Below are 22,843 nucleotides of genomic sequence, written 5' to 3'. Positions count from 1 at the left end.
GAGCTCACGGGCCGGCAAATCCCCCGAGGACAGGATGTCGTCGAGCGAGGTCAGGATCATGGCATCCATGTCCTTCATGTCGACAGCTCCCCGGCCCCACAGCATGCCGTCCTTGACCACGCCCGCGAACGGGTCGACGCTCCAGTTCGCGGGGTCGGCCGGCACGACGTCGAGGTGACCGTGCAGCACCATCGCCGGACGCGCCGGGTCGCGGCCCGGCACGCGGGCGACGACGCTCGTGCGGCCGGGTGCGGCGTCGACGAGCTGCGGGGTCAGTCCGAGGGATTCCAGCTTCGCGGCCACGTACTCCGCGGCCTCGGTCTCGCCGTTGCTGCGCCCGCCGCCGAAGTTGACGGTCTCGAAGCGGATGAGGTCCCGCGCGATCGCGGCGGTCTGCTCGAGCTCGTCATCCGCCATCGGTCCAGAGTAGCTGCCCGCGGCGACGGGCCCGGTCGGAGAGGCTGGGAGCTGCGTGCTAGTGTCTATCCTCGGTCGCCCAGTGATTTCTCACGACGGCGGCGCACTCGCGCGGGTGGCGGAAATGGCAGACGCGCTAGCTTGAGGTGCTAGTGCCCGAAAGGGCGTGGGGGTTCAAGTCCCCCCTCGCGCACGCGAGTGAGGCCCGGGAAACCGGGCCTCTTTGCGTTTGTGGCGCGACATGGTTCAAGATCGCCGCCGCGCTCGGGTCTCGCTCGCGGACCTGCTGGCTCCTCCTTACGAGTCTAAGTAGCTCGCTTCCGGGGCTGAGGCGAATGCTGCTCTCGGCGAGGCACCCTGGAGAGTCGTCGCGCCTGGCTATCGTGAGACGCATGTCAGGGACGCCGAATTTGCGACTCGTTCCGAGCCGCTCGGCGCCGCACCCGGAGCTGCACGCGGCTCTCGCACCGCTTCGCGGATGGTGGGCAGCGCGCGCTCTCAGGGCTGGTCTGTCGCACTCATGGCTCGACCTCGACGTTGCCTTGGATTACCAGCCTCCGGCCCCGATTCCTCAACCTGAAGACATCGGCGAGCACTACGACGCGTGGGATCTTGGCGCTCGCTACGTGGGGTCGCTCGACTCCGCGGAACGCGCCATGTATGGCAAGCACTACACGCCGCGAGACTTGTCAGAACGTCTCTGGGCGATGACCCGCAAGGCGCTCGGCTTCGGCATTGATCCGCGAGCCCTGCCCGGACTTCTCCGCGATCCTGCGGTCGGCGCAGGCGCACTCATCCTGCCCGCGCTCCGAGAGCATCTTCAGGCAAGCCGATCGGCTGACCCGACGATCACCCTCGCAGCCCTGCCGAACGTCATCGAGGGCATCGACTCCGATCCTTGGGCGGTCTACTTCGCTAACGTCACGTTCGCCGCTGAGATGCTGCCGACGTTGGCGCGGGTGCCTGAGTCACTGAGACGACCGCTGCCTGCCCTTGCCAGAGTCGGCGACGGACTGGACCCAAATCTGCCCCCGGCGCACACGTGGATCATGAATCCGCCCTACGGTCGCCAGCGACTTTCGCCCGCTCGACGCGAGCAGTTCTCGGACTCGCTGTACGGCCACGCGAATCTCTATGCGATGTTCGTCGCGAATGCACTCGGCAAGACCGCGGAGGATGGGGCGATCTCAGCTCTTGTCCCGACGAGCTTCGCGTCGGGGCTCTACTTCCACCGACTCCGCGAAAGGCTTGGCGAGAGTGCCCCGCTCCGCTCTCTCACCTTTGTCCATAAGCGGAGTGGCACATTCACCGGCGTCCTCCAAGAAACGTGCCTCGCGGTATTCACCCCGCGGCGAGCACGATCCGCAGAGATCTCGCGAATCAACGGGACGCTCGCACCTGTCGCACGGGTACCTTCGCCACGCGGCAGCGATCCGTGGCTCCTGCCCCGAGAGTCGTCTGACGCGACTCTCGCCGCCGCTGCGACGAAACTGCCGCTCACCCTTCAGGCCGCGGGATGGCGCGCCTCGACTGGGCCGCTTGTCTGGAACCGGCGTAGAAAGGATCTGCACCCTCGCCCCGCGACCGACCGACGTTACGTGCTCTGGGCGGCCGACATCGACGGTGGCTCGATCGAACGGGATGCTAAGCGCAACGCCATGCGTTACGTGACTCTCCGCGGGGTCGCCGATCGCGAGGTTATGGAGCTGGCCGGCCCCGCGGTTCTTGTGCAGCGCACCACCGCTCCGGAACAACCGAGGCGTCTCGTCGTGACCGAGCTGACCCAGGCCGACCTCGACGGGCTCGGCGGCAGCGTCGTGGTCGAGAATCATCTGAACGTGCTTCGGCCCACAGTCGATGAACCTCTCATCTCGCGCTCGACGCTCGCTCGAATGTTGGCATCTCAGACCTTCGATCGCCTTATGCGCTGTATTTCCGGATCTGTCGCTGTCAGCTCCTATGAACTCGCCGCGCTGCCTCTGCCCGATAGGCAGACGCTCGCCTCATGGGAGGGGCTTAGTGCCGGAGAACTCGAGACCGCGCTCTCGATCGTTTACCGAGGAGTAGGTGGCTCATGACGATTCACCTCCCGGTCGTCAACGTCGCCCTTTGCGCCGAGCGGCTTGCGTTGATCTTTCCGCCAGCCGCCTTCGATTCCGTGCTCAGCAACCCTCTTGCTGCCGCAGGCCTGTCGGCGTTGATCTATGTCGGGGCCGTTCACGACGAATCGGAAGGGGCCGAGCAGCGCTACCTTCGTCCAACGATGGGCCTCTGGCTCAACGATCCGGCCCTCGGTCACGACTCTCCCGCAGATCGCGACGCCTGGCATAGAGCGGCTGCGCAGAGCAAGCGCAAGGTAGCGGAGCTCGAAGCGAGCTGGGGAATCACATTCGCGGCGCGCTATGCCGACAACACCAGGGAAACGCTTCGAGACGAGACGCTCCCGCAGTGGCGCGACTATGGGGCCGTGGTCAGTCGGGGCGATCTTCAGACCTCCAGCCCGACACCGCGCTGGCAGCTTGCCGATCACTTCGCCGCGCTCTTCGACCCGCAACTTGAGGGCGAGGAGTTGATCGCCGCAGTCCTCGAGTGGACTGAAGATCACATGTCGACATCTGGCCGAGTGAAAGCTTTGAGCGCCCACCAGCTCGCGCAAGAGGCGCATGTGATCGATGTCACCCTCCCTGGCGGGCAGCACCGGCTCCTCGAACCCGGTGAAGCCTCACTCATTCTCAAGGGCGTCATCGAGGAGTGGGCACCGAGAAAACTCTCGACGCCGCGAGTACTCACGATCTCCGAACCGGGCGACAAGATCTACGTGGCTGACGCGCAGCTGCTTGGCCACGTTGGAATCGAGATCGACGTCTCCACTCTCCTTCCCGACGCTCTGATTGTCGACGCGGGACAGACTCCCATCACCTTCTGGATCATCGAGGCTGTGGCAACCGGCGGTGAAATCAGTGAGTCGCGCAAGGCACGCCTGCTGGCGTGGGCAGAGGCGCAGGGCATCCCGACTGCATCGTGCCGGTTTCTCTCCGCGTTTACCTCGCGTAACTCCGCACCGGCAAAGCGTCATCTGAAAGACCTCGCCAGTGGTACCTACGCATGGTTCGTGACAGAGCCCGACAACGAGCTGGTCTGGGATGTGCTGGACGGCGACGCGACTCCGACGCTCGCGGTCGTGACGCAGCTTCGTCCATAGACGGCCCGCCTCACGCGGCGAAGCATGGTGCGCTTAGCGCCCGATGAGTACGCTCTCCACAAGCCCCGCCGGGCATTCCCTGATCGGCGACCGCGGGGCTATCCCGTTGCCTTGGAGTCCCGTTTGCAGGTGAACGGCACGGTCCCGTCGTCGTAGACAAGCTCTTCGCCGGGGAGATCCTCGAACTCCGCCACGATTCGGCCTGGCTCTCCTGCTGACCTCACGTGCGCGCCGTCGTCGCGGACATGAATCAGATATGCGATGCCGCAATCGCAGGAAACGTGGAACCAGAGGAATCGCCCCTGCATACCATCTTGAGCGAATGCGGCGGGGTAAAAGATGAAGTGACCCTTGCCACATGGCGTGGGCATTCTCAGAGCAGTGCCGACCAACTCGCTGTCGGGCGAGTTGATCGCCGAGCTCAGCGGACGGAGACTTAGCCCCTCGTCGCCGAGAAGGAGCCGACGTCCCTGAGCCACAGGCAAGAACTCCTCGTTGGAAACGCTGGCTTCTGTGGGCATCGCAGCGTCGTCGGAACCAGGCCATATCTGAACAAGAGGCGGCGAAGCGGCCACACCGTGACCGAACGGAAGTTCAGTGAAACGAACGCCATGAAACACGACCGCGCCGAGGGCAATCGTCATCGAGTATCCGTGGGCAAACTCTGGTTCGGGGTACCCATCTACATTCACTGCGATCGGGGTCACCCACACGCCGCCCTGACGAAGCGCACCCGAGTAGCTGCCAACCCAGAACTTGCTGTTGGCAGTTGGCTCCATGCGGTCTCGGTTTCGGTAGAGCAACGCGTACTCCTGGGGAGGGAGCCCGTGACCGTTTGCCCTGTCTTCGGCGGAGGATACGTACATCGCCATGAGGGCCGTCTTCTGAATCCACGCCGCGATAGCGCCCTGATCCGGCCTCTCTATTTGGCCGGAACCGCCGAGAACCAGGGGCGTCAGCACCCGCTTGGCGGTCTCCTCAAGCCGACCCATCCATCCGTTATTGCAGGTCGCACAGACGTTCTTGACCTTGGTCTGGAACGGACGTGTCGGGCCCAACTTCTTGCCAAGCTGATTGAGCGAGCCAGCGACCAGCTCCGCCGGCTCGTCACCTAGCCCGATCTTGCTGAGCCAGTCCCCAAATACGTGTTCTCGCGTCAAGGTCGCGGTGCTTCCGCAGAACGCGCAGACTCTGCCGCCCGAGGATGCTGTCTCCACAAGTTCCGCCACGGCCCCGAGTGTGACAGGAAAAAAATCGGACCGACGTTCGCGCGAAGGGCGCTCATGCCCTCGACTCCCGATCGGTCGGGCGTCGACCCCGCCCGACGCGTACGCTCCCCTCAAGGCAATCAGGGACTTCCTTTACCTCGACCGCGAGTTGACGCGCACCTTTCTTGCTCAGCTTGAAGGCGGGCAAATCGACGAAGAGCGTTCTCGCGAAACCCGCTCAGTGAAGGGCGATGCAGGGGTGTCCCTCGGAGGCGCGGGCTCGGCGCGAATGCTGGCGTCGGCGGGACCAACGAACGCGAGACGGAAATGGTGATCCGACAGGTCGCGGCATCCGAGTTCGAGCGTCTCTACAACTTGCTCGACGGGCGAGATGAAATCCGCGTCATCGATCGGGCGGATGCTGCGGCGGACGCCGCCCCCGCCAGTCGCAAGTCGTTTGTTGAGTTCGATGGACGAGTCGTTGCGGCAGGTCTCGGGCCTCTTGTCGATGTTCTTGCCCGCTTCCTTCCGATGCTCGGCTTTGTCGAGAAGCTCCCCAATGCATCGGTTGACATCGACGCGGGAACGCGGGAGAGCATGGCTGCCTTCACGGCACTCGCTGGAAACCAACAGCAGACCTCCGTCACGATCACGGTCCCCGGCACCCTCGGTTTCAAGGTCGTTGCTGAGCTCAAGCGCGAGTACGTCATCAGCGCCGAGTGGGATCTTGACGCGACCGCGTTCGTGCGGGTCCAACGTGTGTTGCGCGACGATGAGGTAGTTGTGGTCGGAGACGCGACGGGCGGAATGCTCGCAATGGTTCCCGCCGAGAAGCGCGAGGAGCTCGCCCAATCACTTCGCTCGCCGCAGGCGAAGCAGCTTGGGCTGGACGCGGAGCTAGAAGTTAGTGGCCCAGCCGTCGTGGTGACACCGATTGCAATCTTCCGGTAGCGCTAGGTGCTGAACCCACGAACCCCTAATGCGCGCGGTGGGCGCGCGTAGCGCCCTTAGCGGCACGAGGCGCTAAAAAATCCGATGTTTCCTCTCTCGGGTCGATCCCCCACGCCAGCCCCCACAACGACCCGGCATCGAACAGGTGTCGTGGTGAGCGTGGCGCACGCTAGAGCATCGTCGTTTAGGGCTACTCGATAGGCTCCCCCGTCTCCTCTGGGGTCCGCTCAGAGTTCAAGTCCCCCCTCGCGCACGAGTGTGAAGGCCCCTGATCTCACGATCCGGGGCCTTCCTCCTTTTTCGGCAGGGCTCAGCGCACGAGCCGCCGGATCTCGCGGCGGGCGCTCGCGACGGAGCCGGCGTCGTCCCCGACGATGCGCGCCAGACCCATCCCGCCGTCGACCGAGATGCGGACGTCGTACGCGCGCTCGAGGTCCCGGATCGTCTGGCCGCCCCGTCCGATGATCCGTCCTGCCCGGGCGCCGGGGATCCGAAGCGTCTCCGAATACTGCCAGGCGACCGACTTGACGGCGACGATCCCGTTCGCACGCCAGTCGGCCGGCACCCAGACCTTGAGCAGACGCCGGCGGAAGCCCCGCTCGAGGCGCACGCTGTCGCGCTCGCCGCCGTCGGGCGACTCGTATGTCGTCGCCACGGCCCGATCGGGATGCGCGAGCACCTCCCGCACCTGCGCCTCACTGACCCGGCGCTGCGCCATCCGCTCGACGGCGTGCGGGGTGAACCGCACCGCGACCGGTTCCGGATGCCGACGCCACGGACGCCACAGCAGGAGCCCGACGACGACGGCGAGCACCGCGGCGCCGGGAACGAGCGTCTCCACCGGCACCCCGAACAGCACGGTCGAGTCTCTCAGGCGGTCTGGATGTCGGCGAGCCGGGGCGCGACCTTCTCGCCGAACGCGCGGATGTAGCCGGCCGGGTCGGGCACGCGGTTGCGCAGCTGCACGTGCTCGATGCCGAGGGCGGCGACCTCCTCCGGCTCGGTGACGTTGAGGTTGCAGATGTCGGCGTACTGCGCCACCATCCGCAGCGTCTTGCGCTCGCCGCTTCCCCCGATCTGGAGGGCGATCTGGATCGTCTCCTCGAGCCGCTCGAAGCGCTCCGCCATCGCCGGGTACGGAACTCCGAGGGCGTGGTGCTCGCGGTCGTACCAGGCGGCTCCCACGCCGAGCATCGCGCGGCCTTCCGAGAGCACGTCGAGCGTCGTGACGATCTTCGACAGCACCCCGGGATGCCGGTAGGTGATGCCGGTCACCAGGGTGCCGAGCTTGACGCGGCTCGTGTGCGCCGCAGCGAAGCCGAGGACGGTGTAGCCCTCGAGCATCGGGTCGTGCGCCGTGCGGTACACCTCCATCTGGAAGTAGTGGTCCATCGCGGTGAACCAGGATCCACCCGCCTCCTCGGTCGCCCGCGCGCTGGCGGCGATCGCCCGGGCGAGACTCGCCGGTTCGCCGGGGAGGTTGAAGTCCATGAAGTGGAAGCCGAAGCGCATGATCTCGACGTTACGCCTGTCGATGCGGTTGTCGGCCGAGCGTGACAGGATCGAACACATGTTCGAGTCGGGTTCGGCAGCGGCGGTCGTCGCCGAGCCTGTCGACGCGCGCGCCGACACGGTGCGCGCGCTGCAGGCCCGCATCCGCGGCATGCAGCGCAACCGGCTCGACACCCGCGCCATCCCCACCCACCCCGCGCTGGGTGACCTGCTGCCCGGCGGGGCGCTCGCCGCGGGCGGGCGGTACCAGGTGACGGCGTCGACGACCCTCGCCCTCGCGCTGCTCCAGGGTCCGTCGGCGGCGGGAGCCTGGTGCGCGATCGTCGGTCTTCCCGACATCGGTGTCGAGGCGGCGGCCGGCCTCGGGATCGACCTCGAGCGGCTCGTGCTCGTGCCGCATCCCGGCCAGCAATGGATGTCGGTCGTCTCGGCGCTCGTCGACGTCGTCTCGGTCGTGCTCGTGAAACCGCCGGTGCGGGAGGGGCGGGCCCGGGTTCCCGAGGCCGCCGCCGGCAAACTCGCCGCGCGGCTGCGGCAGCGCGAGGCGGTGCTGGTGTCGCTCGGCGAGTGGCCGCAGACGGATGCCGCCCTCACGGTCTCCGAAAGCGCCTGGGTGGGGCTCGGCTCGGGATTCGGCCACCTCACCGCGCGTCAGGTCACCGCCTCGTCGGTCTCCGCGTCGTGGCAGGGCCGGGCGAAGTCGCGGCGACTGTGGCTGCCGGGCGTCGACCAGCAGGTGGCTCCCGTCGAACCTCGGGTGCGCGACATCGTGCCCCTGCGCAGCGTCGCTCCTTAGAGTCGGCGTCGCTCCCTAGAGTCGGAGCGTGATCTACCTGTTCGACGCGCCGGTGTGGGCCTGGGATGCCCGCGCGACCGACACCTGGACGTTCGTGAGCCTGCCCGCCGAGGAGTCGGCGGAGATCCGCGAGTTCGCCGCAGGCGTCCCGCGCGGCTTCGGCTCGGTCAGGGTCACCGCGACGATCGGCGCGACGACCTGGCGCACCTCGATCTTCCCGTCGAAGGAGGGCGTCTACGTGCTGCCGCTCAAGAAGGCCGTGCGGAAGGCCGAAGGTCTCGGGATCGACGACGTCGTGACGGTGAAGGTCGAGCTGGGTTCCTAACTCTCGGAAATCCGACCCCTCGGTCCCTCTACGTTGACTGCCCCACGGAATCCCGAGAGTCAGGAACGGGGCGCCGCGAGACGGCGTTCGCGCAGAGCGAGGAAGAGCGGTACGGCGAACGCGGCGGCGGTCACGGCGGCGAGCGGCAGGAACAGCCACGCCCGGCGCATCCCGATCCGGCGCCCCTCGACGACGAGGAACGCGCCGACGGCGACGGCGAGCACGAGCAGATCGAGCTGCAGCGACTGGGTCGCGAAGCCGTTCGAGAACCACTCCCCGACGAAGTCCGACCCCGACGTGATGGCGAGGATGTTGAAGGTCCAGGTGCCGACGAGGCCCACGATCGCGAGCACGAGGTAGACGAGTGCGAGCGGCGTCCAGCGCGGAGTTTCCATGATCGAAGTATGCGACTAGGTTCGCCCCTGTGAGTAGGGAGGCGCCGTGAGCATCGAGTTCTGGATCACGACCCTCGTCGTCGTCGCGACCCCGGGCACGGGCGCGCTGTACACGATCGCGGCCGGACTCGCCCGCGGCGCCCGCGCGAGCATCCTCGCGGCCTTCGCCTGCACCGTCGGGATCATCCCGCACCTGATCGCCGCGATCACCGGTCTCGCCGCCCTGCTGCACACGAGCGCCGTCGCCTTCAACGTCGTGAAGTACCTCGGTGTCGCGTACCTGATCTACCTCGCGGTGCTGACCTGGCGCGACCGCAGCTCGCTCGTCGCCGACGCCGACGCGACCCCGCGGTCGCCGTGGCGGGTGATCGGCACGGGGGTGCTCATCAACCTGCTCAACCCGAAGCTGACGATCTTCTTCTTCGCGTTCCTGCCGCAGTTCGTGAACCCCGGGCGGCCGGACACCCTGCCGATGATGCTGCTGCTCAGCGGGATCTTCATGGCGGCGACCTTCGTGGTGTTCGCCCTCTACGGGCTGTTCGCGTCCGGCTTCCGCGCGCAGGTCATCCGGCGCCCGCGCGTGGTGACCTGGATGCGGCGCTCGTTCGCCGCCGCCTACGTGCTGCTCGCGGCGCGGCTCGCCGTGCCGGAGCGGGTCTAGCCGCCCGCTCTCTGGCGAGCTGTTCCCATCGTCGGACGGGCATGACACACTCGAACACATGTTCGAACAGGCACCCCCTCGATTGCTCGTGCTGTGGTGCCCCGACTGGCCGGTGCACGCGCACGCCCAGGCCGAACGGCTGCCGGGCGACGCCCCGGTCGCGCTGATCGAGAAGAACGTCGTGCTCGCCTGCACCCCCGCGGCCCGGGCCGAGGGGGTGCGCCGCGGGATGCGCCAGCGCGAGGCGCAGGCGCGGTGTCCGGCGATCCATCTGCTGCGCTACGACCCCGCGCTCGACGCCCGCATGTTCGAACCGGTGCTCGCGGCTCTCGAGGGCGCCCTGCCCGGCGTGCATCCGCTGCGGCCCGGGATGGTCGCGGTGCGCTCCCGGGGCCCTGCCCGCTACTACGGCGGCGAGACGGCGGCCGCGCTCGCCCTGCTCGGCACGCTCGACGAACTCGGGGTGCCGCAGGCGCGCGCCGGGATCGCCGACGGGCTGTTCGCCGCCGAGCGCGCCGCCCGTTGGATCCCGGCGGACGGGTCCCCCGTCACGATCGTGCCGGCCGGGGCCGCGGCGGCGTTCCTCGCCCCGCTCCCGGTCGGGCTGCTCGACGACCCGGAGCTGGTCGGGCTGCTCCCCCGGCTCGGCATCCGCACCCTCGGCGCCTTCGCGGCTCTCGCCGAGACGGATGTCATCGCCCGCTTCGGTCCGCTGGGCGCGCGGCTGCACGCCCTCGCCGCTGGACGCGATCCCCGGCCGGCGGCCCCGCGCATCCCGCCGCGCGACGTCGACGCGGTCGTCGAGTTCGAGCCTCCGCTCGATCGTGCCGACCAGATCGCCTTCGGCGTGCGCACGGCCTCGGAGCGGTTCCTCGACGACCTGCTCGAACAGCGGCTCGTCTGCACGGCTCTGCGGGTCGAGCTGCTCGGCGCCGACGGCGAGATTAGCGACCGGGTGTGGCTGCATCCGCGCTCGTTCACGGCGAGCGAGGTCGTCGACCGGGTGCGCTGGCAACTCGACGCGATCGCAGGAGAACTGCGCTCCCCCGTCGCCCGGGTGCGGCTCACCCCCGAGACCGTCGACCCGGTCGGCGCGCACGAACGCGGCATCTGGGGAACCGGCCCCGATGAGGGGGTGCACTCCGGGCTGAGCCGGGTGCAGGGCATGCTCGGCCACGAAGGCGTCGGCACCGCCGTCCCGGCGGGCGGGCGGATGCCGGCCGACCGCCAGCAGCGGGTGGCCTGGGGGGATCGTCCGGTGCTCGCGCGCGACCCGCGACGTCCGTGGCCGGGAGCGGTGCCCCCGCCGCATCCGGCGACGGTGTACGAGATCCCCCGGCAGATCGGGGTCGAAGACGTGCGCGGGGCCCCGGTGTCGGTCACCGAGCGCGGGGTGCTCAGCGCGTCCCCGGCGGTCATCGTGTCGCCCACGGGGACCCGTCGCGATCTCACCGCCTGGGCGGGGCCGTGGCCGCTCGAGGAACGCTGGTGGGATCCGGCGACCTCCCGGGCGGCCCAGCGGTTCCAGGTGGTGGATGCCTCCGGGGAGGCGTGGCTGCTCGTGCTCGACTCCCGAGGCTGGTGGGCCCATGGACGCTACGACTGAGCGCTCCCGCGGGTTGAGTAGCGCGCCGCGCAACGGCACGCGTATCGACCCCCCGACCTCACAGCTCCCGACGCATGAGCCAGCGCGGCCGACCGCCCGACCTCCCCGTCGTCTCCGAAGCTCGCGAGAAGCCGTGCGCCTCGAACAACGCCGTCGTACCGACGTAGCCCGAGATCACGTCGACCCGGTCGGCGCCGACCTCCGCCGGGTACCCTTCGACGACCGTCGACCCGTGCTTCTTCGCATGGGCGACGGCGCCGTCGAGGAGGTCGTGCATGATCCCCCGCTTGCGGTACCCGGCCCGCACGACGAAGCACACGATCGACCAGGGGTCGCGATCATCGAGCGTCGGAATGGTGTGCGAGTTCATCAACCGGCGGTAGGTCGAGCGCGGGGCGACCGAGCACCAACCGGCGACCTCGCCGTCGACGTAGGCGAGCACCCCCGGCCCCGGGTCCGTCGCGCACTGGTTCTCCATATAGGCGGCGCGCTCGTCGATCGGCACCCGCGAGTCGCGGTAGGCCATGCACCAGCAGCCTTGTCCGCCGGGCTTCTTCACCCCGACGACCTCGAAGAACCCGTCGTATCGGCCGACCGCCGACAGCACTTCCGTCGCCATGCCCGCAGCCTAGGACGCGAGTACTGACATGGGCGGCTGGCACAACCCGCCCTACGACTGGAGCGAACTCGAGCGACGGATGTCGGGGCAGGCGCCGAAACCCGACGGCGCGACCGCGCACAACCACCGCCCGAAATACGTCGCGCCGACGCTGGAGAGCCCCGATGAACCGGTCGTGCCGTACGCCGAACTGCACGTGCACTCCGCCTACTCGTTCCTCGACGGCGCCAGCATGCCCGAGCACCTCGTCGAGGAGGCGAAGCGGCTCAACCTCGAGGCGATCGCCCTTACCGATCACGACGGCTTCTACGGGGCCGTGCGATTCGCCGAAGCCGCCCTCGCCCACCGGATGCCGAGTGTCTACGGCGCGGAGCTGTCGCTCGGCCTGCGCAGCCCGCAGAACGGCATCCCGGATCCGGAGGGCGCGCACCTGCTCGTGCTCGCGCGCGGCGTCGAGGGCTACCACCGGCTGTCGCTGGCGCTGACGAAGGCGCACCTCGGCGGCGGGGAGAAGGGTCGCCCGGTGTACGACCTCGACCAGCTCGCCGAGATCGCCGGCGGGCCCGACGACGGGCACTGGGCAGTGCTGAGCGGATGCCGCAAGGGCACCGTGCGTCAGGCCCTCGCGACCCACGGACGCCAGGCGGCGGCCCGGGAGCTGACCGCGCTCGTGGAACGCTTCGGCCGCGACAACGTGATCGTCGAGCTCACCGACCGCGGCGACCCGCTCGACTCCGACCGCAACGACGCCCTCGCCGAACTCGCACACGACCTCGGCCTGCCCATCGTCGCGACCGGCAACGTGCACTACGCCCGTCCCGAGAGCGCTCCGCTCGCCACGGCCCTCGCCGCCGTGCGGGCGCGCGCGAGCCTCGACCAGCACGAGCCCTGGCTGCCCGCGGCGGGGGGCGGCTACCTGCGGTCGGGCTTCGAGATGGCCCGGCGGTTCGCCCGATATCCCGGTGCCGTCGAGTACTCGGCGACCCTGGCCCGCGAGACCGCGTTCGAGTTGCGCAGCGCCACCCCGCGCCTGCCGCAACTGGATGTGCCCGACGGCCTCACCCTGATGGGCTGGCTCGCCGCCGAGACCTGGAAGGGGGCCACCGAGAAGTACGGACCGAACCTCCCCGAGGGCCACCGCCGCCGGCTGCAGAGCGAGCTGGATGTCATCGCCGCGAAGGATTTCCCCGGCTACTTCATGCTCGTGAAAGACATCGTCGACTTCGCGAAGGGTGCCGGCATCCTCTGTCAGGGTCGTGGCTCGGCCGCGAGCTCCGCCGTCTGCTACGTGCTCGGCATCACCGCGATCGACGCGATCTACTACGACCTGCCGTTCGAACGGTTCCTGTCGAGCATCCGCGACGAGGAGCCCGACATCGACGTCGACTTCGACTCCGACCGGCGGGAGGAGGTCATCCAGTACGTCTACGAGCGCTACGGCCGCGAGAACGCCGCGCAGGTCGCGAACGTCGTCACCTACACGCCGCGCAACGCCGTGCGCGACATGGCGAAGGCGCTCGGCCACGGTCCCGGGCAGCAGGACGCCTGGTCGAAGCGGCTCGAACGCTGGGGCGATCCGGTGGTCGAGGACCTCCGCGACATCCCCCGCCCGGTGCTCGACCTCTCGGGTGAGCTGCTCGGCTTCCCACGGCACCTCGGCATCCACTCGGGCGGGATGGTGATGACCGAGCGTCCGATCGGCGAGGTGGTGCCGATCGAGCACGCGCGCATGGCGAACCGCACCGTACTGCAGTGGGAGAAGGACGACTGCGCCTGGATGGGCCTGGTCAAGTTCGACCTGCTGGGGCTCGGGATGCTGTCCGCCCTCCAGCATTCGTTCGACCAGGTGCGGTCGGTCTTCGGGCGCGAACTCACGCTGTCGACGATCCCGAAGGAGGAAGCGGCGACCTACGACGCGCTCTGCCGGGCCGACGCGATCGGCGTCTTCCAGGTGGAGTCCCGGGCGCAGATGGGCTTGCTCCCCCGGCTGCAGCCGCGACGGTTCTACGACCTCGTCATCCAGATCGCGCTCATCCGGCCGGGTCCGATCCAGGGCGGAGCCGTCCATCCGTTCGTGCGGCGCAAGCTGGGCGAGCCGTTCGAGTACCTGCATCCCGACCTCGAGCCGATCCTCGACAAGACCTTCGGCGTTCCGGTGTTCCAGGAGCAGGTGCTGAAGATCGCCCGCGACCTCGGCGGGCTCGATGCCGAGGAGGCCGACCTGCTGCGCCGCTCGCTCGGGTCCAAGCGCGGCAAGGTCAGGATCGAGTCGCTCCGCGAGAAGCTCGCCGTCGGGCTCCGCGCGAAAGGAGTGGATGACGCGGGCATCGACATCGTCTACGGGCAGATCCAGGCGTTCGCCAACTTCGGCTTCGCCGAGAGCCACGCCCTGTCGTTCGCGCTGCTCGTCTACGCGTCGTCGTGGCTGAAGCTGCACTACCCGGCGGCGTTCCTCGCCGGGCTGCTGCGGGCGCAGCCGATGGGCTTCTACTCCCCCGCGACCCTCGTCGCCGACACCCGACGCCACGGGGTGGAGGTGCGGCGTCCCGACATCCACCGCTCCGGGGTGTTCGCGACCGTCGAACCTCGTGACGAGCAGAGCCCTCGTGACGAGCAGAGCCCTCTCGAGGGGACCGGGGTGGTCGACGAGACGGGGCTGGATGCCTGCTTCGCCGAGCAGCCGCCGGTGCCCGCCTTCGATCGCTCCGCCCCCGACGCCACGGCCGCCCACCGCAGAGACGGCGGCGCCGCCGTGCGGCTCGGGCTCGCGGGGGTGCGCGGCATCGGGGAGGCGGTCGCGGAGCGGATCGTCGCGGCGCGGAACCGCGGGCCGTTCGCCTCGATGGAGGATCTCGTGCGTCGGGTCGGTCTGACGACGGCGCAGCTGGAGGCCCTGGCGAGTGCCGACGCGTTCGAGGGTTTCGACCTCGGGCGGCGCGAGGCGCTCTGGCGTGCGGGGGCGGCGGCGGGCGATCGCGCCGAGTTCCTGCCGTCGAGCATCGTCACGGTGCAGCCTCCGCTGTTCGCCGACCCGACGTCGTTCGAGGTGCTACGCGACGACCTCTGGGCGACCGGCATCTCGGTCGACGACCACCCGGTCGCGCACCTGCGGGCCGCGCTCGATGAGCGGGGCGTGCTGCCGTCGGCGGCCCTGCGCACGCACGAATCCGGGCGCCGGGTCGAAGTCGCCGGCCTCGTCACCCACCGCCAGCGGCCGGGTACCGCGAGCGGGATGACGTTCATGAACCTCGAGGACGAGCACGGCTGGGTCAACGTCATCTGCTCGGTCGGGGTCTGGAAGCGCTACCGCCGCGTCGCCCGGGAGTCTCCCGCGCTGCTGGTGCGCGGCATCCTCGAGCGGAGCGAGGAAGGCGTCACCAACCTGCTCGCCGATGCCTTCGAGCCGCTCAGCGCCGGAGTGCTGCACCGTTCCCGCGACTTCCGCTGAGCGTCGCGATCCTGATCTCGGGCATTCGGAGCACCCCACTCATCGGATTGTGACGCGAAGGGGGACACGCGGCGGACAGACGGGACCGTCTAGCCTGGCAGGAGATCAAAAGACCCACCCGAAGGGGACGTGATCGTGTCGACGATGTTGCGCGCCGCCCTACGCGCCTGGTACGCCCTGCGCCTGCTCGAGCTCCGCAAGCACCGGCGCCCGCAGGACTCTGCCGTGACCCGCACGGGCGACCCCCGAGCCGACCGCGTGCTGCTGCTCGGCAACGGCTTCACCGCCGGCTGGGGCGTCGACTCGCACCGGGATGCGCTCACCGGTCGCCTCGCCGAAGCCCTCGGCGACCGCACCGGTCGAGGGTGCGACCTGGATGTCGTCGGAGCCGAATCGATGAACATGCGATCGGCCTTGGCGTGGGTCGGTGTTCGCAAACTCGACCCGATCGACGCCTTCGTCGTCGCGATCGGGCTCAACGACGCCCTACGCCGCACATCTCTCGAGGACTGGGAGCGCGGCCTCCGCGACCTGCTGTCCGCCGTCGTCGCCCGCCTGCGGCCGGACGTGCCGACGGTCGTCGTCGGGATCCCGCCGGTCGACGCCCTCCCGGCCTTCGACGGTCCCGCCGCGCGCTTCGCCCACAAGCACCGCGAGCGGCTGAATGCGGTGACGCGCCGGGTCGTCGCCGAGTACGGCGTCGCCTACCTCGAGGCCGCCGACTTCACGCCGGATCGACGTGGACGCCTCACGCCGGGCGCGATCTACGCGCAGCTCGGCACGTCGATCGCGACCGAAGTCGCGCCTCACCTGCTCGACGCCCGCCCCCGGGCCGAGGCACGGGAGCCCCAGGCCGACCCGATCTGGCAGTGGAGCGGCACCGAGGAGGTCGTCGCTCTCGCCGCCCAGGGAGGCTCGCCGGTGCTCCGCCGTCTCGCCGAGACCGCCCAGAAGGTCTTCAAGGTCGAGCTCGCAGTCGTCAGTCTCGTCAACGGCGATCGGCTCTACTACGGCAACAACACGGATGTGATGCCCGAGTCGGTGCCACTCGATCTCTCCTTCTGCCAGTACACGGTCGCCGAGGGCGCGCCGGTCATCATCCCCGACGTCCGGGCCGACCCGCGTTTCACCGACAACCCGCTCACCGAACTCTCATACATCAACTTCTACGCCGGGTACCCGCTCCACGCCTCCGACGGCACCGTCATCGGGTCGTTCTGTCTCCAGGGCTCGCGGTCGCGCCCGGGCGACGCGGTGTTGATCGAGGCGTTGCGCGGCATGGCGCTTCAGGCCGAGGCCGAACTGCGCCGCTTCGAGAAGACGTCGCAACCGCCGGCGCCGGCCGGGCCGGCCTACTCGCTCTGAGCCGCGGCCTCGAGCCGGCGGAGGCGCATCCGGGCGAAATCCTGCGCCCGGGGGCCCGAGCCGAGCGCCCGCTGGGCGAGGCGCAGCACGATCCCGGTGACCGCTCGCACCGGGAAGATCGAGCGGCGAAGGCCCAGCATCCGCCGGTAGGGCGCCGGGATGGTCGCCACCGCGGCCGCGAAGAGCAGGCGGTAGGCGATGCCGAGGGACCCGCGGAACGGCGGGCGACGAAGGAACCGCACGACGTCGGCGGAGCGGTCGTCGCCGCGGAGTTCGCCGCGCGCGAGGTAGCCGTCGCGGCGCGCTCGGAGTTCCGCGGCGGTCAGCGGCGGAGCCGCCACTCCCATCAGCCGACCGGCGGTCGCCCAGTCGTTCACGTACGCGTCGGGTCCGCCCGGGATGCCGTCGCCCCAGGTCTCCTGGCAGGTGAGGAAGGCGTCGGCGAAGGTGACATGCACCCAGTCGACCAGGTCGCCATCCGTCGCCGAGTACCGGCGCGCCTCGCCGTCGCCCGCCGTGTACTCCCCCGCGACTCGCGCGTGGAACCGGCCGACGCGCGCGGTCTCCCGGTCGGCCTGGGCTGTCGAGCCGAAGGTCAGCACGACGATCCAGCGCACCGTGCCGGACAAGCGCCCGAGGGGGTCCTCCCGGTACCGCGACCAGTCGTGCACGCCCGCCATCGCGCCGGGGTGCAGCGCCTGCATCAGGAGGGCGCGGATGCCGGCGACGAAGGTGCCCATCCCGGCGTGGACGACCCACGGGGCGGATCCCTCGGCGAAGTAGCCGGCGTCGTCGCCCTCGGCGAGCTCGAGCACATACGGCGCCCGCCCGTCGGGGTCACCGGCCACCGCGGTGAGCAGCCGGGCGCGCAGAGACTGCCGAGCCATCAGCGACCGTTCACACGCTTGCGCAGGATGTCGATGCGGGCCTGGAGCTGCGCGACCGTGGCGCGGGAGACCTCCGGCCCCCCGCCCATCCTCCGCACCTCGGCGTGGACCTGCGCGTGGGTCTCCCCCGTGGTGCGCGCCCAGATCGAGACCAGGCTGTTGAGCAGCTTCCGCTGCTCGGTGAGCGTCCGGTGCAGGGCGACGGGGGCTTCGCGCGCCGGCTCCTCGCGGGACCGTTCGACCCCTCGGCGTTGCTGACGCGCCTGCCGCAGCTTCAGCAGGCGGCTGACGTCCTCGGGTTCGAGGATGCCGGGGATGCCGATGAACTCCCACTCCTCGGCGCTCCCGGGCTCGGCGAGGGTGCCGAAGTCCTGACCGTCGTAGAGCACCTTCTCGAAGGTCGCGACCGACCCGAGCGCCTGCCACTCGAACTCATCGAGGAGATCCGCCGAAGCGGCTTCGCGTTCCTGAGCCTGCTCGAGGCTCTCGTCGTCGAGCAGTTCGTCGTCGTCGCGGATGCGGTCGAGCGCGTGGTCGCGTTCGCGCTCCAGCTCGGCGGCGAGTGCGAGCAGCACCGGCACGCTCGGCACGAAGATCGACGCCAATTCGCCGCGACGACGGGTGCGGACGAAGCGTCCGATCGCCTGAGCGAAGAACAGCGGCGTGGACGAGCTCGTCGCGTACACCCCGACCATCAGCCGCGGCACGTCGACGCCCTCCGAGACCATGCGCACCGCCACCATCCATCGCTGCGTGCCGTCGGCGAACTGCTGGATCTTCTCGCTGCCCCCCGCCTCGTCGCTCAACACGACGGTCGGTTCGTGCCCGGTGATCCCGGCGAGGATCGTGGCGTAGGCGCGCGCCGTCACATGATCGGTCGCGATGACGAGTCCGCCGGCATCCGGAACGTCGCGCCGCACTTCCGAGAGCCGTCGGTCGGCCGCGGCGAGCACCGCCGGGATCCAGTCGCCGCCCGGATCGAGGGCCGCGCGCCAGGCCTGCGCGGTGACGTCGTTCGTGTCGCCCTGGCCGAGCGATGCTTCCATCTCGTCGCCCTGCCGCGTACGCCAGCGCATCGATCCGGCGTACGACAGGAACACGACGGGTCGCACGATGCCGTCGGCGAGGGCGCGGCCGTAACCGTAGCCGTAGTCGGTCTGCGACAGACGCACCCCGCGCTCATCGCGCAGGTAGGAGACGAAGGGGATCGGCGCGGTGTCCGACCGGAACGGCGTGCCGGTGAGCGACAGCCGACGCGTCGCGCCCTCGAACGCCTCGCGGATGGCGTCGCCCCAGGACAGCGCGTCGCCGCCGTGGTGCACCTCGTCGAGGATGACGAGGGAGCGCTTGGACTCGGTGAGGGCCTTGTGCAGCGAGGGGCGCACCGCGACCTGCGCGTAGGTGACGGCCACGCCGTGGAACGGCCGGGACTCGCGCGAGTGCTTGTTGCTGAACCGGGGATCGAGACGGATGCCGGCGCGGTGCGCGGCATCGGCCCACTGGTTCTTCAGGTGCTCGGTAGGCGCGACCACGGTGACGCGGTCGATCACGCGGGCCTGCAGCAGCTCCGAGGCGAGCCGCAGGGCGAACGCCGTCTTGCCGGCCCCCGGTGTCGCGGACACGAGGAAGTCGCGCGTCGTCCGCGCGTGGTAGGCGGCGAGGGCCTCCTCCTGCCAGGCCCGCAGCTTCGCGACGGTGCCGCGCGCGGCGCGCTCGGGGAAGCTCGGCGGGAGGTGCTCGGCCGCGGCGGTGGCCCGGAAGACCGGCCCCCCGTTCTGCGTAGAAGCCGACGTCTCGCTCACTTGAGAAGACGATACGCGACCTCGCCGACACGCCCCCTAATCGGTGCCCCGCATCGGCATCCGCCGGTCGGGATCGTCGCCGATCAGGGTGGCTGGCCGCACCAGGGTCTTGCCGAACTTCGCCGTGATCGCGTCGAGCGTGTGCTCCGCCTCGCGCCAGTCGCCGTCGTCGTCCCAGAGTCCGGGCTCGCTCACGCGCCCCGTGAGTTGCTCGCCGCGCACCCCGAGCAGCCGGATGGGTTCGCCGGTGCGCCCCGACTCGGCGTAGAGCGACCGCGCCTCCTCGTAGATCCGACGCCCGAGATCGGTCGGATCGGCGAGTGTGCGCGAGCGGGTGATCGTCGAGAAGTCGCCGAAGCGGAGCTTGAGCGAGACCGTGCGCGCCTGCATCCCGCTGCGGCGCAAGCGCACTCCGACGGCGTTCGACAGCCGCAGCATCTCCTTCTCGAGTTCGGCGAGGCCGACGAGGTTCGTCTCGAACGTGCGCTCGTGGCCGATGCTCTTCTCGGTGTGCTCGGTCACCACCGCCCGCGGATCGCGCGCCCACGCGAGAGCGTTCAGATGCGCGGCGGAGGCCGGACCCACGGCGCGGATGAGCGCGTCGATCGGGATGTCGGCGACGTCCCCGACCGTGCGGAGCCCGAGGCGCTCCAGCTTCTCGGCGGTTTTCACCCCGACGCCCCAGAGCGCCGAGATCGGCTGCGGGTGGAGGAAGGCGAGCGTGTCGGCGGCCGGGATGACGAGGAGCCCGTCGGGCTTGGAGCGGCTCGAGGCGAGCTTCGCGACGTACTTGGTCGACGCCGCGCCGACCGAGCAGCGCAAGCCGGTCTCGGCGAAGACCCGCTCCCGGACGAGGGTGCCGATCTGCCAGGGCGTACCCATCAGACGCCGCGCGCTTGCGACGTCGAGGAACGCCTCGTCGATGCCGAGCACCTCCACGTGCGGCGTGATGTCGCGGAACAGATCCATGACGATGCCCGAGTACTTCTGATAGCGGTCGTAGTGCGGCTCGAGCACGATCGCCTGCGGGCAGCGGCGCATCGCGACCGCCATCGGCATCGCGGAGTTCACCCCGAACTTGCGCGCCTCGTAGGTCGCCGCCGTGACGACGGATCGCAGCGACGGATGCCCGACGATGACGGGCTTTCCCACCAGTTCCGGATGCTCGAGCAGCTCGACCGAGGCGAAGAACGCGTCCATGTCGACGTGCAGGATGTGCGCGGTGAGATCGTCGACCGCCGAGGCCGCGGTGGTCTGCCGCCCGCTGCCGTCCTGCTTGCTCACTCCTGCATCCTGTCACCGGCCCCCGTCATCCCCTCGGCTCCGCAGGGATCGCCCGGAGACAAGGAACGGCCGGAGCCGGTCCGGATTCCTCCGTTCCGACTCCGGCCGTTCGCCGGTCGTGCGTCAGGCGCGCGTGCGGCTGCCGCGCGTGACGAGGCCGTAGATCAGGAGCACGATGATCGCGCCGACGATCGCGACGATCCACGTCTGGAGCGACCAGAACTCTTCCAGACCGATGCCGAAGACGGCGCTTCCGATGAAGCCGCCGAGCAGTGCGCCGACGACGCCGAGGATCAGCGTTGCGATCCACCCGCCGCCCTGACGGCCCGGCAGAATCGCCTTAGCGATCGCGCCAGCAATGAGGCCGAGGACGATCCATCCCAGAATTCCCACGGTGAACCTACTTTCTTGTGCGAGGCGGGTCTCGCCTACGAGAAGACAGCAAATCATTACCGCGGCGAAGGCGAAGGGGTCTTGACGCGGGCCGGATCTCCTGAAAGTGACGCATCCTCGTGCCAATCTAGAGGTATGGCTTCTCGTCATCCGTGGTCGCGCTACGTCGCGATCGGCGACTCGTTCACCGAAGGCATCGGCGACCCCGAACCCGCATCGCCCGGCGGTCATCGCGGCTGGGCGGATCGCGTCGCGGAGGTACTCGCGGCGCAGGCCGAGGACTTCGCCTACGCCAACCTCGCGATTCGCGGCCGACTGCTTCAGCAGATCCTCGACGATCAGGTGGATCCCGCCCTCGAACTCCGCCCCGACCTCATCTCGATCTCGGCGGGCGGCAACGACATCATCCGCCCCGGCACCGACCCCGACGAGGTCGCGTCGCGTCTCGACACCGGGATCGCCCGACTGCGACGCGACGGGGCGACGGTCGTGATGTTCAACGGCCCCGACATCGGCGGCACGCCGGTGCTGGGACGCATCCGCGGCAAGGTGGCCATCTACAACGAGAACCTGCATGCGATCGCGAAGCGCCACGACGCGATCGTCGCCGACATGTGGGCGTTGCGCGAACTGACCGACCCGAGGATGTGGGCCCCCGACCGCCTGCACTTCTCCCCGGTCGGTCATCAGACGATCGCGCGAATGGTGCTCGACGCGCTCAACGTGCCGCACGACCTGGAGCCCTTCGAGGCGGATCCGCTGCCGAAGCGTCCCTGGCGTCACGCGCGCATCGACGACATCGGCTGGGCGCGGGAGTACTTCGGCCCGTGGATCCTGCGGCGACTCCGTCAGCAGTCGTCGGGCGACCACGTGCAGCCGAAGCGCCCGGGGTTCTGAGGCGTCAGAACAGCAGCGCGGGGTTGGTGAGCCGCCACCACGGTCCGGGGTCGTCGAGATCGGCGGCGAGTTCCAGATCGACGGTGACCGACATCGGTCCCGACGTGAAGCGGATGTCGCCGACATCCTCTCCGACGGTCCCGGTGCGCACCTCGTCGGTGACGACCTCGACGTCGACGGGGGCGCCCGCCCAGGTGAGGAGGGTGACGCGGTCGGCGGCGACGGCGACCACCGACTCCCCCCAGATCGCGTCGTACCGTGCGAACGCCTCGGCGTCGGCGGCGACCTCCACCTCGGTGAAGTTCGCGAGCGTCGTGCCCAGCAGGGTCACGATGTCGGCGTCGATCTGGTCGTGGTTCGGTCCGGCGAGCACCACCCCGACGACGGTGACCGTCGACTCGCCGACGGCGTAGTCGGCCGAGAACAGCAGATTCGCGCCGAAGTCGTCGAGGGTGCCGGTCTTGATGCCGTCGACGCCGCTGATGCCGAGCAGCTTGTTGGTATTGGGCAGAACCCCGAGCTGAGGCACGGAGGTCTCCCGGGTGCTGACGATCTCGGCGACGACGGGATGCTCGAGCGCGATCTTGCCGAGCTCGATCAGCTGATCCACCGGGGCGACATTGGACGGGTCGATCCCGGTCGGTTCGTTGACGACGATCTGATCGAGCCCGTGCGCCGTCAGCCACGACCGCGCCGCCGCGACGTAGCCCTCGAGTGAGCCGAAGGCCCACAGCGCCGTGCTCATCGTGTAGTTGTTCGCCGACTTGATGAGGGTGAGCTCCAGCAGCTCCCGCTCGGTGAAGGTCATGCCCGCCCGCACGTTCGAGACCGTGCCGTTCTGAGCGAGGTAGGTGCCGTAGAGCGCCGCATCGGCCGCCGTCATCGTCACGGTGGGGCCGGCTTCGCCGACCGCGAGAGGGTGCGACTCCAGCACCACGAGTGCCGTGATCACTTTCGTGATGCTCGCCATCGACAGGGGCGAGGTCGCGCCGCTCTGGGCGAGCACCCCGGGATATCCGACCGCTCCGATCGCGCTCGCGCCGTAGCCCGGGAAGGCGAGCGCGGGCACCGTCGG

General features: G+C 69.5%; 21 protein-coding genes and 1 tRNA gene. 11 read left to right on the top strand and 11 right to left on the bottom strand.

Annotated features, from left to right (window positions below; translation table 11 throughout):
* Positions 1–417 (bottom strand): M20/M25/M40 family metallo-hydrolase (locus ACILQS_RS08695; protein WP_395639728.1); only part of this gene is annotated, 417 nt, incomplete at its 3' end.
* Between the two features lie 109 nt (positions 418–526).
* Here ACILQS_RS08695 and ACILQS_RS08690 point away from each other — a divergent pair.
* The 3 genes from ACILQS_RS08690 to ACILQS_RS08680 all read left to right on the top strand — a co-directional run bounded on the left by ACILQS_RS08690 (position 527) and on the right by ACILQS_RS08680 (position 3,619).
* A tRNA-Leu gene (locus ACILQS_RS08690) sits at positions 527–610 on the top strand.
* 349 nt (positions 611–959) lie between these two features.
* Complete coding sequence (locus tag ACILQS_RS08685; protein WP_395639727.1) at positions 960–2,495, top strand: Eco57I restriction-modification methylase domain-containing protein; 1,536 nt, start codon at positions 960–962, stop codon at positions 2,493–2,495.
* On the top strand, positions 2,492–3,619 hold the full coding sequence (locus ACILQS_RS08680; RefSeq protein ID WP_395639726.1) for a BsuBI/PstI family type II restriction endonuclease: 1,128 nt from the start codon (positions 2,492–2,494) through the stop codon (positions 3,617–3,619). Before ACILQS_RS08685 ends, ACILQS_RS08680 begins: the two co-directional genes overlap by 4 nt.
* A gap of 98 nt (positions 3,620–3,717) precedes the next feature.
* On the opposite strand, the gene ACILQS_RS08675 is transcribed toward ACILQS_RS08680, so the two are convergent.
* A complete protein-coding gene (locus tag ACILQS_RS08675; RefSeq protein WP_395639725.1) occupies positions 3,718–4,848 on the bottom strand; it encodes a hypothetical protein in 1,131 nt (376 codons plus the stop codon).
* A gap of 306 nt (positions 4,849–5,154) precedes the next feature.
* Here ACILQS_RS08675 and ACILQS_RS08670 point away from each other — a divergent pair, with 306 nt between their 5' ends.
* On the top strand, positions 5,155–5,778 hold the full coding sequence (locus ACILQS_RS08670) for a hypothetical protein (protein WP_395639724.1): 624 nt from the start codon (positions 5,155–5,157) through the stop codon (positions 5,776–5,778).
* A gap of 310 nt (positions 5,779–6,088) precedes the next feature.
* On the opposite strand, the gene ACILQS_RS08665 is transcribed toward ACILQS_RS08670, so the two are convergent.
* Positions 6,089–6,637, bottom strand: a complete 549-nt coding sequence (locus tag ACILQS_RS08665; RefSeq protein WP_395639723.1) for a KH domain-containing protein — start codon at positions 6,635–6,637, stop codon at positions 6,089–6,091.
* 11 nt (positions 6,638–6,648) lie between these two features.
* Entirely contained in the window at positions 6,649–7,350 is a 702-nt protein-coding gene (locus tag ACILQS_RS08660; protein ID WP_395639722.1) for an LLM class flavin-dependent oxidoreductase, read from the bottom strand.
* Here ACILQS_RS08660 and ACILQS_RS08655 point away from each other — a divergent pair.
* Together ACILQS_RS08655 and ACILQS_RS08650 are read left to right on the top strand one after the other, a co-directional pair.
* The gene (locus ACILQS_RS08655; RefSeq protein WP_395639721.1) at positions 7,349–8,086 is read left to right on the top strand and encodes a hypothetical protein; all 738 of its coding nucleotides are present in this window, start codon (positions 7,349–7,351) and stop codon (positions 8,084–8,086) included. The two genes, ACILQS_RS08660 and ACILQS_RS08655, sit on opposite strands and share 2 nt — an antisense overlap.
* Positions 8,087–8,114: 28 nt before the next feature.
* Complete coding sequence (locus ACILQS_RS08650; RefSeq protein ID WP_395639720.1) at positions 8,115–8,411, top strand: DUF1905 domain-containing protein; 297 nt, start codon at positions 8,115–8,117, stop codon at positions 8,409–8,411.
* Between the two features lie 59 nt (positions 8,412–8,470).
* Here the strand turns inward: ACILQS_RS08650 and ACILQS_RS08645 are convergent, their stop codons facing one another.
* Positions 8,471–8,806 (bottom strand): DUF2834 domain-containing protein, encoded by a 336-nt coding sequence (locus ACILQS_RS08645; RefSeq protein WP_395639719.1) that lies wholly within the window; start codon positions 8,804–8,806, stop codon positions 8,471–8,473.
* A 46-nt stretch (positions 8,807–8,852) separates the two neighbouring features.
* On the opposite strand from ACILQS_RS08645, the gene ACILQS_RS08640 reads away from it, so the two are divergent.
* Both ACILQS_RS08640 and ACILQS_RS08635 read left to right on the top strand, forming a co-directional pair.
* Complete coding sequence (locus ACILQS_RS08640; protein WP_395639718.1) at positions 8,853–9,467, top strand: LysE family translocator; 615 nt, start codon at positions 8,853–8,855, stop codon at positions 9,465–9,467.
* 58 nt (positions 9,468–9,525) lie between these two features.
* The gene (locus tag ACILQS_RS08635; RefSeq protein WP_395639717.1) at positions 9,526–11,073 is read left to right on the top strand and encodes a DNA polymerase Y family protein; all 1,548 of its coding nucleotides are present in this window, start codon (positions 9,526–9,528) and stop codon (positions 11,071–11,073) included.
* Positions 11,074–11,131: 58 nt separating this feature from the next.
* Here the strand turns inward: ACILQS_RS08635 and ACILQS_RS08630 are convergent, their stop codons facing one another.
* A complete protein-coding gene (locus tag ACILQS_RS08630; RefSeq protein WP_395639716.1) occupies positions 11,132–11,692 on the bottom strand; it encodes a GNAT family N-acetyltransferase in 561 nt (186 codons plus the stop codon).
* 28 nt (positions 11,693–11,720) lie between these two features.
* On the opposite strand from ACILQS_RS08630, the gene ACILQS_RS08625 reads away from it, so the two are divergent.
* Both ACILQS_RS08625 and ACILQS_RS08620 read left to right on the top strand, forming a co-directional pair.
* Complete coding sequence (locus ACILQS_RS08625; RefSeq protein ID WP_395639715.1) at positions 11,721–15,140, top strand: error-prone DNA polymerase; 3,420 nt, start codon at positions 11,721–11,723, stop codon at positions 15,138–15,140.
* Positions 15,141–15,284: 144 nt separating this feature from the next.
* Positions 15,285–16,505 (top strand): GDSL-type esterase/lipase family protein, encoded by a 1,221-nt coding sequence (locus ACILQS_RS08620; protein ID WP_395639714.1) that lies wholly within the window; start codon positions 15,285–15,287, stop codon positions 16,503–16,505.
* Here ACILQS_RS08620 and ACILQS_RS08615 read toward each other — a convergent pair.
* From ACILQS_RS08615 to ACILQS_RS08600, 4 genes are all read right to left on the bottom strand, one after another.
* Positions 16,493–17,392 (bottom strand): oxygenase MpaB family protein, encoded by a 900-nt coding sequence (locus ACILQS_RS08615; protein WP_395639713.1) that lies wholly within the window; start codon positions 17,390–17,392, stop codon positions 16,493–16,495. The genes ACILQS_RS08620 and ACILQS_RS08615 overlap by 13 nt on opposite strands.
* On the bottom strand, positions 17,392–19,194 hold the full coding sequence (locus ACILQS_RS08610) for a DEAD/DEAH box helicase (protein ID WP_395639712.1): 1,803 nt from the start codon (positions 19,192–19,194) through the stop codon (positions 17,392–17,394). Before ACILQS_RS08610 ends, ACILQS_RS08615 begins: the two co-directional genes overlap by 1 nt.
* Before the next feature lie 36 nt (positions 19,195–19,230).
* A complete protein-coding gene (gene dinB, locus ACILQS_RS08605; RefSeq protein WP_395639711.1) occupies positions 19,231–20,478 on the bottom strand; it encodes a DNA polymerase IV in 1,248 nt (415 codons plus the stop codon).
* Positions 20,479–20,601: 123 nt separating this feature from the next.
* Positions 20,602–20,871: a GlsB/YeaQ/YmgE family stress response membrane protein gene (locus ACILQS_RS08600; RefSeq protein ID WP_395639710.1), complete on the bottom strand. Its 270-nt coding sequence runs from the start codon at positions 20,869–20,871 to the stop codon at positions 20,602–20,604.
* A 135-nt stretch (positions 20,872–21,006) separates the two neighbouring features.
* On the opposite strand from ACILQS_RS08600, the gene ACILQS_RS08595 reads away from it, so the two are divergent.
* Positions 21,007–21,768, top strand: coding sequence for an SGNH/GDSL hydrolase family protein (locus ACILQS_RS08595; protein ID WP_395639709.1), 762 nt, complete (start codon positions 21,007–21,009; stop codon positions 21,766–21,768).
* A 4-nt stretch (positions 21,769–21,772) separates the two neighbouring features.
* Here ACILQS_RS08595 and ACILQS_RS08590 read toward each other — a convergent pair.
* Positions 21,773–22,843, bottom strand: a 1,071-nt coding sequence (locus ACILQS_RS08590) for a D-alanyl-D-alanine carboxypeptidase family protein (RefSeq protein ID WP_395639708.1), incomplete at its 5' end; no start/stop codon positions are given.

The sequence above is a fragment of the Pseudolysinimonas sp. genome (assembly GCF_044239695.1).
GTDB lineage: Bacteria > Actinomycetota > Actinomycetes > Actinomycetales > Microbacteriaceae > Pseudolysinimonas_A.
This window is presented reverse-complemented; position numbering and strand designations above follow the sequence as displayed.